Below are 12,583 nucleotides of genomic sequence, written 5' to 3'. Positions count from 1 at the left end.
GCGCTACCAGTTCCATCGAATTCTTCTGCGGCTTCCCGCGCCCCACCCATGCCCGATATTTCCGCCGTTCAGCAACGCATCCTTGCCCTCACCGAGCGCCTGCACCACCTCAACCACCAGTATTACCAGCTCGACACGTCGGAGGTGTCGGACCAGGAATTTGACCAGATGCTGGCCGAGCTGCAAACGCTGGAAACCGAATACCCGGACCTGGCCCTGCCCAACTCGCCCACCCGGCGCGTGGGCGGCACCATCACCAAGCAATTCCCGACGGCGGTGCACCGCTACCCCATGCTCAGCCTGGGCAATACCTACTCCGAAGACGACCTGCGGGAGTTTGACGAGCGGGTGCAGCGCGGCCTCGAAGGCGCGCCCTTCAGCTACGTGTGCGAGCTTAAATTCGACGGCGTGGCCATGAGCCTGCGCTACGAGCACGGCCAGCTCACCCAGGGCGTGACCCGTGGCGACGGCACCCGCGGCGACGTGGTGACCCCCAACGTGCGCACCATCAAAACGCTGCCGCTGGCCCTGCGCGCCGGCACCGACCAGCCCGACGACTTTGAGGTGCGGGGCGAAGTCTTTATGCCGCTGCCGGTGTTTGCCGAGCTCAATGCCGAGCGGGAGCAGAACGGCGAGGCGCTGCTGGCCAACCCACGCAACGCGGCCAGCGGCACGCTCAAGCTGCAGGATTCTGCCCTGGTGGCGGCGCGCAAGCTGCGCTTCTACGCCTACTCGCTGCTCACGCCGGGCCGGCACTTTCCCAGCCACAGCGCCGCCTTGGAGGCCCTGAGCCGCTACGGCCTGCCGGTGTCGGACACCTGGCGGTGCGCTTCCAACATCGAAGAAGTGTTGGAGTTTGTGCATCACTGGGCCAAAAAGCGCTTCGACCTGCCGGTGGCCACCGACGGCATCGTCATCAAAGTTGACAACTTGCGGCAGCAGGACCAGCTGGGCTACACCGCCAAAAGTCCCCGCTGGGCCATCGCCTACAAGTACCCGGCCGAGGCAGCCCGCACCCGCCTCAACGAGGTGATATACAACGTGGGCCGCACAGGGGCCGTCACGCCGGTGGCCATGCTCACGCCTGTGCCGCTGGCCGGCACCGTGGTGAAGCGCGCCACCCTGCACAACGCCAACCAAATTGGCCTGCTCGACCTGCGCCTGGGCGACATGGTGTACGTGGAGAAAGGCGGCGAAATTATCCCCAAAATCACGGGGGTTGACTTTAGCGCCCGGCCCGCCGAAGCCGTCCCGATTCAGTACCCCACCGCCTGCCCGGCGTGTGGCACGCAGCTGGTACGGCCGGAGGGCGAGGCTCATTTCCGGTGCCCCAACGAGCGGGGCTGTCCGCCGCAATTGAAGGCCCGGCTGGAGCACTATGTGTCGCGCAAGGCGCTGAATATTGACGGCTTGGGTGCCGAAACCGTGGGCCGCTTTTTTGACCTGGGCCTCGTGAACACCCCGGCCGACATTTACGACCTGCCCGCGCGCCGCCCGGAGTTGGTGACGCTGGAACGCCTCGGTGCCAAAAGCATCGACAACCTCATTGCCGGCATTGAGGCCAGCAAACAGGTGCCGTTTCCGCGGGTGCTGTTTGGCCTGGGCATTCGCTACGTGGGCGAAACCGTGGCCCAGAAACTGGCCGCGCACTACCGCAGCATTGAGGCGATGATGGCCGCCTCGGCCGAAGAAATGGCGGCCGTGCCCGAAGTGGGCGGGGTGATAGCCGTGGCCGCTGCCCACTGGTTTCAACAACCCGAAAACCGCACCCTGATTGCGCGTTTGCAAGCGGCGGGCGTGCAACTGGCCGTGACCGGCGAAGCGCCTGTGCCCGCTTCGGACCGGCTGGTGGGCCTCACGTTTGTCATCTCGGGCGTGTTTGAGCACCACAGCCGGGAAGAATTGCAGCAGCTCATCGTCTCCAACGGCGGCAAAATCACGGGGTCAATCAGCAAAAAGCTGAGCTACCTGGTAGCCGGCGACAACATGGGACCGGCGAAGCGAGAAAAAGCCCTGGGTTTCAAAGTGCCGATTATCTCCGAAACCGAATTGATGGCCCTGCTGCCCACTCCCGGCGAAGCGCCGGCAGCCGAAGCTGCCAGCGAGGGGCCCGCCGCTGCCGGGCCTGGCGAGCAAGGAAACTTGTTCTAAGAAAACAGGAGCGGGGCGTGCGGGAAAGAGCTTGCAATAAATCGGCAATATTTTTGTCTATCGACTGAAATCCCGATATTTGACCTCTTGTTCCCACTCATGAAAATTCTAGTCGTGCTCTTGCTGCTTCTTTGGAAAGGAGTAGCCGCGTCGTCCGTGCAGGCCCAATGCCTGGAGCTTTCCAGTCTGCTTGCCATTGGGGCCGACCCGAGCGCGGCCACCAGCACCGCGGCGGTCACCAAGCTGCTGCCCGCCGAGTGGAAATTCCAAAGCTCGACGCCGGCTTCGCGCGAGGCATTTTGGTCGTGGCCCGCGCCGGATGGCGGGGCCGTGCCCGCCACAAAGCTCACCGTGCGGCCCCAACGCCCCGGGCAGGACGTGGTGCTGAAAACCACGCAGGCGGCCTGCATCCGGCAACTGCGCAGCGAGCTAAAAAGCCGTAAACTCACCGCCCAGCCCGTTACGTGCCCCGGCTGCGAGGCGGTGCGTTTTCAAGCGCCCGACTTCGAAGCCACCGTTTACAGCCAGATGAAAGGCGACTACCCGTTTGTGGTGGTGGTGCACCAAGTGCCCAGCGCCAAGGCCACGACGGGCAGCACGGCTCCGGCCGCGCCCTCGGCAGTGGCAGCCATTGACATTGCCAGCGCAGTACAGCACCTCGCCGACCCGCAAGTGACGGTGCTCGACGTGCGCACGCCCGAGGAGTACGCAGGGGGCCACTTCAACAATGCCCAAAACCTCAATTTCCGCGCCGCTGATTTTGCGCAGCAATTGGCCAAGCTTAGTCCCGCCAAGCGCTACGTGCTGTATTGCGCCACCGGCAACCGCAGCGGCCAAGCCGCGGCCCTCATGCAGCAACAGGGCATTCTGAACGTCATCAACGCTGGCGGCTATTCTGCTTTGAAGGCGGCAGGCGCGAAGTAGCGTTGGGGAAGCTACCCGCGTGGGTGCCAAATAAGAAACCTCGCTAACAAGGCCAGGCCAAGTAGTACCCAGGGCACCAGCACCGCGCCCAGTGCCCAATTGGTTGCGCGCCGGCGGAAGTTGGCCACCAAAGCTCGCAAGAAGAAGGTTGGCAACGACAGCACCATAAACAAGAGTGTGGTAATTGCTTAAGGCTCAGACACGAAGTAGGTGTTGTGCAGTTGGATTTCCAGCTCGGGCTGCGCCAGGTATTCGAAGCTAAGCTCAGCTCTGAAGACGGTATATGGGCCGGTCCGACGCCGTAGGCGTCCGACCGGTTGTTGGTCGCACAATCACCCGAAAGCCCAACCAGCAACCGGTCGGACGCCTAAGGCGTCGGACCGGGCGGCGCCTACTTGCGAAACAGCTTCTACAGCGGCCAGCAGCAAAAAAGAAATAGCCCAGCTACCGAGTAGCCAGGCTATTTCCCGTTTTAGGGCAGATTGGTTTACCAGCGAAACCACACGCAGTTCGTTTAGAACGACTGTACAATGCTGTTGTGCAGGGTGCGGGGCGTCCAGTAGCCGCTGGCAATGATGCGGCGGATGGTGAACAGCGGGTCGGTTTGGTCGCGCTTTTCGGCCAGCGAGAAGGCGGCCACGAAGCCGCGCTTCTTGAGCTCGGGGAAGGCCTGGGGGTTCCAGAGGCCGAAGGGGTAGGCGAAGTAGGTGATTTTCTTGCCCGTGATTTCTTCCAGGGTTTTGGTGGGCTTCTCGATTTGCGTCACCCAGTCTTCGCCCTGGTACTTCTTCACGTTGTGGTGGTCCCAGGTGTGCGAACCGATGACGTTGCCTTCGTCGGACAGCTGCTTCACCATGGCCTTGGTCATGTAGCGGGGGCGGCCCAGGCTCACGGTCATCACGAAGTACATGGCCTTGAAGCCGTACTGGTCCAACGTGGGGCGGGCCACGGTGTACTGGTCGAGGTCCGTGTCGTCGAAGGTGAGCATGATGGGCTTGCTCGGCAACTTGGCGCCGGTGGTCATGTAGGCGTAGAGCTGGTCGGGCGAAATGGTGTGGTAGCCCGAGTCGGCCAGCATCTTAATCTGGGCCTTGAACTGCGCCACCGGCACGATGTAGTCCTTGGCGCCTTTGGAGTCGCGCCCGGTCCAGTCGCGCACTTGGTGGTAGCACAAAATGGGCACCTGCGGCCGGGCCAGAATAGCGGCCGCGTCGCTGGCTTTGGCGGCCGGGATGGTGCGGGGGTCGGGGGCGGGCGCGGCGTTGGCCTCGTCGTCGGAGGTGGCGCGGGTGCCGGAGGTTTCGGCGGCGGCCGGGTCCACGGCCTCGACGGTGGCGGAGCTGGTGGCCGTTTCGCCGGTGGTGGCAACTTTGGTGTCGCAAGCGGCCAACACAAGGCCCGCCAGCAGGAGGGAAGCAGAAGAGAATTTCATGGAAACAGGGCCGCGTCGCACGCGTCCGCCGGATGGGGCGGCGAAAAAAACGGGCGTGGCAACCGGCAATGGCCGCCGGGCGCGTGCGACGCGCCCCTACCTTTGCACAAAACTACTTCCCAAAGCCCGGCATGAACAACACTAATTCCCACCTTGCGCAGTTTCACGGCACGGGGGTGGCCCTGGTCACTCCGTTTACTTCCGACTTCGCGGTGGACTACCCGGGCTGGCGGCGCCTGCTTGATTTCTGCATCGAAGGCGGGGTGGAATACCTCGTGGTGAACGGCACCACCGGCGAGTCGCCAACAACCACGGCCGCCGAAAAAACCGAGCTGCTGCGCGTGGCCAAGGGGCACGTGGCCGGCCGCGTGCCCCTCGTGTACGGCATTGGGAGCAACGACACGGCCGCCGCCGAAGAACTGCTCCGAACCACGGATTTGCACGGCATTGCGGCCGTGCTCTCGGCCAGCCCGGCGTACAACAAGCCCAGTCAGGCCGGCCTGATAGCCCATTACCTGCGCCTGGCCGACGCCAGCCCCGTGCCCCTGATTCTGTACAACGTACCCGGCCGCACGGCGTCCAACGTCACGGCCGAAACCACGCTGCGCCTGGCCCAGCACCCCAACATCATCGGCATCAAGGAAGCCAGCGGCCTCATGGAGCAGTGCCTGAACATTGCCGCCCGCAAGCCCAAAGATTTTCTTTTGCTCTCGGGCGACGACGTGCTTACGCCTGCGCTCGTGGCCTGCGGCGCTGAAGGCATCATTTCGGTGCTGGCCAATGCCTTCCCCAAACGCTTCGCCGACATGACCCGCGCCGCGCTGGCCGGCGATTTTGCCGCGTCGCGCGAAGAACTGTTTCGCCTGTTGCCACTCAACCCCCTCATGTACGAGGAGAGCAACCCCGTGGGCGTAAAAGCTGCCCTGGAGGCGCTGGGCGTGTGCGGCGCGGCCGTGCGGCTCCCCCTGCTCGAAGCCACGCCCGGGCTGAAAGACCGAATCCGGAAATCTCTGTAAGCAGCGGCTGAGCTTGGGTAGCGCCCTACAGTGGTCGGGCCAACTCTTGCTTTGCCAAAGGAGAGGCGAGTGGGCTCGCTGCCCCGTTTTGCCCAGAAGCAGAAGTTTGCCATTGCCTTTCCCCCGCCACCACCAGGTAGCCGTAGCCGAACACAAACAGGTTGAGGCCAATCTGCATTTCCAGGACGGCGTCTACCAGCATGACGGTGGCTTGCAGCAGGATGAAAAAGACCAGAGCCGGGTTGCGCCGCGCCCAAGGCTTGGTTAGGGGCCAGAACAGCACCGCCAGCAGCAGGGTCAGGCCCACCAACCCGCCGCCAAGCATGGCGCGCAGGTACTGGTTGTGCACTTCCACGCGGTTGGCGGGCCGCAGACCAAAATCTTTCCAGGCGTATTGCTCCATCATGGCGGCGTGGGCGTCGGCCGGGCCCACGCCCAGCAGCCGGTGCTGGCCGATGACGTTGCGGGCGGTTTCTATTGCTGCCAAGCGGCGGGCCAGGGAATAGTCGTTGATGTCGTGGCCGAGCGTGAATTGCTGCACATCCCACAGGGTGGCGCCCACCCGTTGCCGCACCGACCCCAGCGAGCGGTACGCCACCCACGGCGCCAGCCCCAAGCCGGCGGCCACGTGCTTCTGCAGTAATTGGCGCACCGCGTAAGCCAGCAGCCCTACGTAAAACACCAGCAGGCCCGTGCGGTAGGCCAGCACGTGCAGCGTAAGGGCTGCTGCCACGGCTGCGCCCAACAGCAAGGCCCGCCCAACCGGTCCCACCAAGGAACTTCGGCGCAGCAACAGGCCCCAGAAGCAAGCCGATGCCAGCATTACGCCGAAGGAAATATGAAAGATGAGGGTGATGGCCCCCATGTTCTGCCCACCCCAATGGCCTCGTTGGCCGTTGCGGGGTCCATCAGGTATTGGCCCAGCGTAGCCAGCCCCACGGCCGCAGTGCCCAGCACAAACAGGTAGCCCACCGCCAGGCGCTGCCGCGCCGTGAGTGGCACGGCCAGCGTGAAAGCCAGCGGCACCCCCAGCCAGGGCAGGTTCCGGAACAGCTCGTGTCGCCAGGTGGCCCACTCGCTGGTGTACAGCCCGCTCAGCAGCAAAAAAACCACCACGGCCGCCGCGCGCATGGCCGCGCCGTTGCGCAGGTACTGGGGCCAGTCGCGCCGCACGTTGGGGTTAGCCAGTGCGGCCAGCACGCCCACCACCGGGGCCAGCGCCACCAGCGCCCGCGCGGCCAACAGGCCGGCTGCGCCCGCCAAGCAGGCCAGCCACAGCAGGTGCTGCGAAAGACGACCGGAGTAATAGTATTGCACTGAACGGTAAATCAGCTAGTGGGAGGTTTTTGTCCGGCAAGATGGCCCCTGAAAACGGCTTGGGTAAATAAGTACCCCGAAATTTTATTTCGGCCCGGTTGAACGAATTGCTTACGACTATTCAACGGGGCCGAAATAAAATTTCGGGGTACTCAGGCAGGCGGGCTCGGCTAGCGCGAAAAGCCTGCGATGAGCGGCCATGCGTTTGCGCCGGCTTACCAGCCGCTGGCCAACACGTCGGCCACGTGCAGGCATTTGAGTGGCAGCTTTTCCTTGTTGATGTATGCTTCCAGGTGCATAAGGCAACTCACGTCGGTGCTCACAATGTAGTCGGCGCCGGTGTCGAGGGCGTGCTCAACCTTTTGCTGCGCCATGGCCACCGAAATGGCTTCGAACTTGACGGCGAACGTACCGCCGAACCCGCAGCAGGTGGTGGTTTCGGCCATTTCCAGGCGTTGCAGGCCGGCCACGCCGTCGAGCAGCTGGCGCGGCGCCGCCCGAATGCCGCACTCCCGCAAGGCCGAGCAGGAGTCGTGGTAAGTGTACTTGCCTGCCAACTGCGCGCCGGGTATGGCGCTCACCCCCAGCACATCCACCAAAAACTCGGTGAACTCATAGGTGCGGCCCTGCACCCCGCGGCATTTGCTCTCTTGGGAGGTGCCCGCAAACAGCTCGGTGTAGCTGTTGCGCACCATGCCCACGCAGGACGCTGAGGGGCTCACCACGTAGCGCGCCTCCGTAGCCGGGGCCTCAAAATCTACAAGGAATTTCTCGGCCACCGTGCGGCTCTGGAAGGCGTAGCCGGCATTGTAGGCGGGCTGGCCGCAGCAGGTTTGGGCCGCGTTGTAGTGCACTTGCACCCCAACGCGCTCCAGCACTTTCACCATGTTGAGGGCCGTGGCGGGGTACAGCTGGTCGACAAAGCAAGGGATGAAAATATCGACGGAAGTAGGCATGGCAGCGATGACTTAGTGAAAAGCAAACACGCCGGCCGCCGCCTCCCGCGCCCGGGCAAAGGCCTCCAAATTCAGTCCCGAGGGCTGCCCGTTTTCCGCCAGGAAGGCCAGCAGGTTTTCGGTGGCCATGTTGCCGGTAAGCTCGTCGGCGGCCATGGGGCAGCCGCCAATGCCGCCAATGGCGCCATCGAAGCGGCGGCAGCCGGCCTGGTAGGCGGCCGATACTTTTTCGTGCCAGGTGGTAGGAGTGGTGTGCAGATGCGCCCCAAACTCGATGGCCGGATACGCCGGAATCAGGGCCGAAAACAAGGGCGCGATAGTGGCCTGGGATGACGCGCCGATGGTATCCGAAAGCGCCACAATGCGGATGCCCAGCGCCGCTAGCTGCTGGGTAAACTCCGTCACGATTTCCGGACTCCAGGCATCGCCGTAGGGGTTGCCAAAGCCCATCGACAGGTAGGTGACCAGGGTTTTGCCGCGCTGCTCGCACAGCTCGTGCATGGCGGCCACGTCGGCCAGCGCTTCGGCGGTCGACTGGTTGGTGTTGCGACGCTGGAAGGTTTCCGACACCGACAAGGGAAAGCCCAGGTAGCTGATTTCGGGGTGCTCAAGGGCCGTTTCGGCCCCGCGCCGGTTGGCCACAATGGCCAGCAGTTTCGTGGTGGTGTTCGTCAAATCTAGGCCTGTCAATACTTCGGCGGTGTCACGCAATTGCGGAATGGCTTTCGGCGACACAAAGGAGCCAAAGTCCAGCGTGTCGAACCCCACTTGCAGCAAGGCGTTGAGGTAAGCCGTTTTGGTGGCCGTTGGAATGAAATCGGTCAGGCCCTGCATGGCGTCGCGCGGGCATTCGATAAGCTTCATGGGGGAAGGAGTGAGGGGCGGAATCGGGCGTAAAGGTAGCAGCGCGGTTCAGGCCCGTGGAGGCGGCCGCGCCCCATGCCGAACTACGACTCCCGCGCCGCTGTTTGCCGGGTATGCCTTTCACCACGGACTCTCGCATTCAGCGGCTGACTACCCGGCCGCTCTCAGGATTTGGTTGGATGTTGCTGGCCGCCGGCTTGCTCGGTCTTGGCGGCTGTAGCAAACAGCAGACGCTGCAAGCAATTTTTCAAAAGTCGACGCCTCACCAAGCGTACGCCCGCCAACTAAAACAAGCTGGGCTGGATACTCGCCCCGCCGGCCGGGCCTGGCTGCAGGCCGCCGACCAGGCCTTGCGCGACTCCCTGGTGGTAACCCTGCCCTTTGCCGAAACGGGCTACCTGCGGCCCGAGCGCCCCACCGCCACCAGCTACCGCTACAACGTGCGCGCCGGCGAGCAAATCCACGTCAGCCTGGCGCTGGGGGCAGGGGCGGCCGTGCGGGTTTTTCTGGATGCTTTTGAGGTGGTGCCCGGCCAGGCCGCCGCGCCGGTGGCCAGCGCCGATACCCTGGCCGTTGACTTCCGCTACCGGGCCGAGGACGACGGGCAGCACCTGCTCCGCGTGCAGCCCGAGCTGCTGGCCGCCGGGCGCTACACCTTGCGCGTAAGCCGCGAGCCCAGCCTGAGCGTGTTTCCGGTGCTGGGACGCACCGACGCGGCGGTGGGCAGCTTCTGGGGCGCCGCGCGCGACGCCGGCGCCCGGCAGCACGAGGGCATTGACATTTTCGCCCAACGGGGCACCCCCGCCATTGCGGCCACCGACGGCTTCGTGACCCGAACCGGCGAAACGCCCATCGGCGGCCGGGTGGTGTGGCTGGCCGACACCAAGCACGGCAGCCACCTCTACTACGCTCATTTGGACAAGCAATTGGTGAGTGCGGGCCAACAGGTGCGGGCCGGCGACACGCTGGGCCTGGTGGGCAACACCGGCAACGCGCGCACCACCGTGCCGCACTTGCATTTTGGCATTTACCGGAGCGGCCGGGGAGCCGTCGACCCGTTCCCCTTCGTGCGTCGGACGGACCCCGCGGCCGCCCTCCCCAACGGCCCCGACCAACGGGGCGAGTTTGTGCGCCTGCGCGCCGCCACCGACCTGCGCCCCACCCCAACCGCGGACAAAAAGCGCCCCGCGCCAGCCATTGCCAAGCTGCCCAAGCAGCTGCCGCTGCTGGTAGTGGGCCAGCAGGGCACTTCGCTTCGGGTCCAAACGCCCACGGGGCAGGAGGGGTACGTGCCGGCCCAGGGCGTGGTGCGGGCCAGTGGCGCGCCGCTGCGCCAATTGGTGCTGCCCACCGCGGTAGAGCTGCTGGGCCAGCCGTTCACGGCCGCCCCGGCGCGGGGGGCGTTGGCAGCCCAAACGCCCGTGTCTGTGCTCGGCCAAACCGAGGGCTACAGTCTCTTGCGGGGCCCCGGTGGGGAAACCGGCTGGGTGATTCTGTAGCGCATCTATACCGCAGCGCGCTAGCGCTTGGCGAGCACCTTGGTCTGGGCCAGCTTGCCGCCTTTGTCGTAGTATTCGGTTTTCACAATGCCCACGGCCGGGTCGTAGTAGTCCACGGTGCGGCCGCCGCTTTTCATCACCAGGTCGGCCCGGGCGGCGGTGGCGTACTCGCGCTGGCTTTCCACTTGGTAGCAGGTGAAAGTGCCGGCGGGCACCGTGACGGCCATTGGCCCGGCCAGCACTTTGCGCTGTCGCACCACGGACGACACCTTGGCGATGGCCACTGCGGAGCTGCTCACCTGTACCAGTATGCCGCCGTTGGGCAGGGCACTGCTCGTGGTGGGCTGGTTGGGCCAAGCCATGGGAGTGGGAGTGTAGGCCTTGAGGCGGTCGCGGAAAGAATCCATGGCGTCGTAGTTGAGTTCGGCCATGCCATCGGTAAACGTGGTGTCGCGCCGGCAGAACACGGTGAGGTCCTGCTGCTGCTTCACGCGATTGCCCAGGTCGTAGAGGCCGCTCTTCATTCGGACGCGGGTGGTCGCTACCCGCCGGCTTTTTTTGCCCAATGTGTCGGTGCTGATTTTCAGCACGCGGTAGCGCCAGGTGCCGGTCGCTTTGCCTTTGGCGTCGAGCAAGCGGTACTCCAGGTTCTGGCTCTCGCGCAAGCCGAAAGGATGGTCGCAGGTTGGGGCTTCTGCTGGGCCGGCGGGGGGCGCCGATTGGGCTTGCCCCGAAAGAGCAAGCAGCAGCAGGGGAGCTACCGCGGAAGCGAACAATGAACCGAGGGTGCGCATTGGGAATGAGTTAAGTAGGCAGCGGGGGTAATTTACGCAGTTTGCGGGCCGCGCAAACCGGTGGCAACCTCCGCCGTTTGGTTGCGTTAGCGGGGGCAAGGTCGTACTTTGCGCCCCTCGTAGAGGCAAAAAACACGCTCTCCTTTCTCCGCTTCACCTTTCTATACAGCAACCATGCCCGATTCTTCTTCCTCTAACTGGGCCGACATGGCCGCGTCGCTGCTCGGCAAGCTTTCGGGCGGCGTAGAGCTCAGCTGCGCTTTTGAGCAAATGGAGCTGCAAGTGCCCAACCCGCAGAATCCCAACGCGCCCGCCGCTACCTGGAAGCTGAACGGCTCCTTACGCATCCGCACGCGGGGCGACCAACCCGCGGCCGCTGCGCCCACCACTCCCCAGCTCCCGGCCAACGGCCCCGAAGCCGGTGCCTAGTACCCTCGAAATAGAGGCCCAATTGGTCCTTAGCTGGAACGGCCACCCCCTGCAGCTGGCCGCGGCCGGCACCTACCTCATCCTGAACGTGCCCAGCCAGCAGGTGCTCGACCTGCTCACCGCCGGGCCGCCCAAGCCGCCCGGCGCGCCCAAAACCCCGCGCCCGCCCGGGCCCGACCCCATGCAGCAAATCAACGACCTGGCCCGGCAGCTGGGCTGGGTGCTGGACCTGCGCGTGGCCGGCAAAACCTACGTCACTTTCGGCGTGAACCGGACTCCCAAGATTACGCTCAACGCGGTGTTGGGCAAAATCGGCTCGTTCTTTCGATAGCGCACTGGCGTTATCAAATACGGGCTTTTTGCAACTAATTTCTGCCCGATGGGTTAGCGTAAGGACATCCCTTGGCGTAGCCCGATGAACTTCGAACACGAACGTAGAAACCAAGTGGGGGGGGCCCGGCGGCGTCCTTCCCCGTTCAACCGCATGGAGCGAATGCCACCGTTGCAGGTGGCGCTGTACCTGGCCCTGGTAGCCATCACCGTCATGTTTCTGATGCTGGTGGTGGCTTATGCCACGGCCCGCATTCGCAGTGGCGTGCCCACCGGCCTGCACCCGTTTCCCCGGTATTTCTCGTTGAGTACCATTGTGCTAGTTATTAGTAGCTACACCATTGGTCAAGCACTCAGACTGTACGAGCACGACGACTTGGCCAGCCTCGGTCGTTGCCTGGGGGCCACCCTGTTGCTGGGCTGCATCTTTTCGGGCCTGCAGGTGTTGGGCTGGCGCGAGCTCATGACGCATGGCGTGCCGTTTCGGGGCGAGGCCAGCAGCAGCAGCGGGCAGTTCATCTACCTGATTTCCGCGCTGCACGTCGCCCACTTGCTGGGGGGCATGGTGTTGTTGCTCGCCCTGCTGCTGCAGGTGCTGCACGCCGACCGCGACGCGGTGCGCAGCCTCGTTTTCATTCGCAACCCCTACCACCGCCGGCAGATTAAGCTGCTAGGTACCTACTGGCATTTTGTAGATGTGCTGTGGGTGGTGCTGTTTGCCGTGTTCCTGTTCTTGTTTTAACGTCGAAACCCAAGTTTTTTTAACAAAACGCCCCGCTAATTCAATGGTTAGCGGGGCGTTTGGCTTTAGCATTGGGCACCTGATGTAGCGCGACAAGTAGCGCGGACTCTGTAGTCCGCGTCCCGGACG

General features: G+C 64.2%; 13 protein-coding genes. 7 read left to right on the top strand and 6 right to left on the bottom strand.

Going from position 1 to position 12,583, the window contains the following annotated elements; genetic code table 11:
• Window positions 1-48 precede the first annotated feature (48 nt).
• Both ligA and VF629_RS12110 read left to right on the top strand, forming a co-directional pair.
• Window positions 49-2,151 (top strand): NAD-dependent DNA ligase LigA, encoded by a 2,103-nt coding sequence (gene ligA / locus VF629_RS12115; protein WP_331058746.1) that lies wholly within the window; start codon window positions 49-51, stop codon window positions 2,149-2,151.
• A gap of 99 nt (window positions 2,152-2,250) precedes the next feature.
• Complete coding sequence (locus VF629_RS12110) at window positions 2,251-3,075, top strand: rhodanese-like domain-containing protein (protein ID WP_331058745.1); 825 nt, start codon at window positions 2,251-2,253, stop codon at window positions 3,073-3,075.
• A gap of 514 nt (window positions 3,076-3,589) precedes the next feature.
• Here the strand turns inward: VF629_RS12110 and VF629_RS12105 are convergent.
• Entirely contained in the window at window positions 3,590-4,507 is a 918-nt protein-coding gene (locus VF629_RS12105) for a polysaccharide deacetylase family protein (protein ID WP_331058744.1), read from the bottom strand.
• A gap of 131 nt (window positions 4,508-4,638) precedes the next feature.
• On the opposite strand from VF629_RS12105, the gene dapA reads away from it, so the two are divergent.
• Window positions 4,639-5,523, top strand: coding sequence for a 4-hydroxy-tetrahydrodipicolinate synthase (gene dapA / locus VF629_RS12100; protein WP_331058743.1), 885 nt, complete (start codon window positions 4,639-4,641; stop codon window positions 5,521-5,523).
• Between the two features lie 25 nt (window positions 5,524-5,548).
• Here the strand turns inward: dapA and VF629_RS12095 are convergent, their stop codons facing one another.
• The 4 genes from VF629_RS12095 to VF629_RS12080 form a co-directional block, all read right to left on the bottom strand.
• Window positions 5,549-6,388, bottom strand: a complete 840-nt coding sequence (locus tag VF629_RS12095) for an O-antigen ligase family protein (protein ID WP_331058742.1) — start codon at window positions 6,386-6,388, stop codon at window positions 5,549-5,551.
• Window positions 6,346-6,840 carry a hypothetical protein gene (locus VF629_RS12090; RefSeq protein WP_331058741.1) on the bottom strand — a complete coding sequence of 165 codons (495 nt, stop codon included), beginning with the start codon at window positions 6,838-6,840 and terminating at the stop codon, window positions 6,346-6,348. Before VF629_RS12090 ends, VF629_RS12095 begins: the two co-directional genes overlap by 43 nt.
• 215 nt (window positions 6,841-7,055) lie before the next feature.
• Entirely contained in the window at window positions 7,056-7,796 is a 741-nt protein-coding gene (locus tag VF629_RS12085; protein WP_331058740.1) for a (Fe-S)-binding protein, read from the bottom strand.
• A 12-nt stretch (window positions 7,797-7,808) separates the two neighbouring features.
• Complete coding sequence (locus VF629_RS12080) at window positions 7,809-8,660, bottom strand: hydroxymethylglutaryl-CoA lyase (RefSeq protein WP_331058739.1); 852 nt, start codon at window positions 8,658-8,660, stop codon at window positions 7,809-7,811.
• 113 nt (window positions 8,661-8,773) lie between these two features.
• Here VF629_RS12080 and VF629_RS12075 point away from each other — a divergent pair, with 113 nt between their 5' ends.
• Window positions 8,774-10,159: a M23 family metallopeptidase gene (locus tag VF629_RS12075; RefSeq protein ID WP_331058738.1), complete on the top strand. Its 1,386-nt coding sequence runs from the start codon at window positions 8,774-8,776 to the stop codon at window positions 10,157-10,159.
• A gap of 20 nt (window positions 10,160-10,179) precedes the next feature.
• On the opposite strand, the gene VF629_RS12070 is transcribed toward VF629_RS12075, so the two are convergent.
• Window positions 10,180-10,953, bottom strand: coding sequence for a hypothetical protein (locus VF629_RS12070; RefSeq protein WP_331058737.1), 774 nt, complete (start codon window positions 10,951-10,953; stop codon window positions 10,180-10,182).
• A 174-nt stretch (window positions 10,954-11,127) separates the two neighbouring features.
• Here VF629_RS12070 and VF629_RS12065 point away from each other — a divergent pair, with 174 nt between their 5' ends.
• The 3 genes from VF629_RS12065 (at window position 11,128) to VF629_RS12055 (ending at window position 12,454) form a co-directional block, all read left to right on the top strand.
• Entirely contained in the window at window positions 11,128-11,382 is a 255-nt protein-coding gene (locus VF629_RS12065; RefSeq protein WP_331058736.1) for a hypothetical protein, read from the top strand.
• The gene (locus VF629_RS12060; protein WP_331058735.1) at window positions 11,375-11,713 is read left to right on the top strand and encodes a hypothetical protein; all 339 of its coding nucleotides are present in this window, start codon (window positions 11,375-11,377) and stop codon (window positions 11,711-11,713) included. The genes VF629_RS12065 and VF629_RS12060 overlap by 8 nt, the downstream gene beginning before the upstream one ends.
• A gap of 153 nt (window positions 11,714-11,866) precedes the next feature.
• Window positions 11,867-12,454, top strand: coding sequence for a cytochrome c oxidase subunit III (locus tag VF629_RS12055; protein WP_331058734.1), 588 nt, complete (start codon window positions 11,867-11,869; stop codon window positions 12,452-12,454).
• The last annotated feature ends 129 nt before the right edge of the window (window positions 12,455-12,583 follow it).

Source organism: Hymenobacter sp. (assembly GCF_036388155.1).
Classification (GTDB): domain Bacteria; phylum Bacteroidota; class Bacteroidia; order Cytophagales; family Hymenobacteraceae; genus Hymenobacter.
The sequence above is the reverse complement of the archived record's forward strand: the minus strand, read 5'-3'. Positions and strand labels throughout refer to the sequence as shown.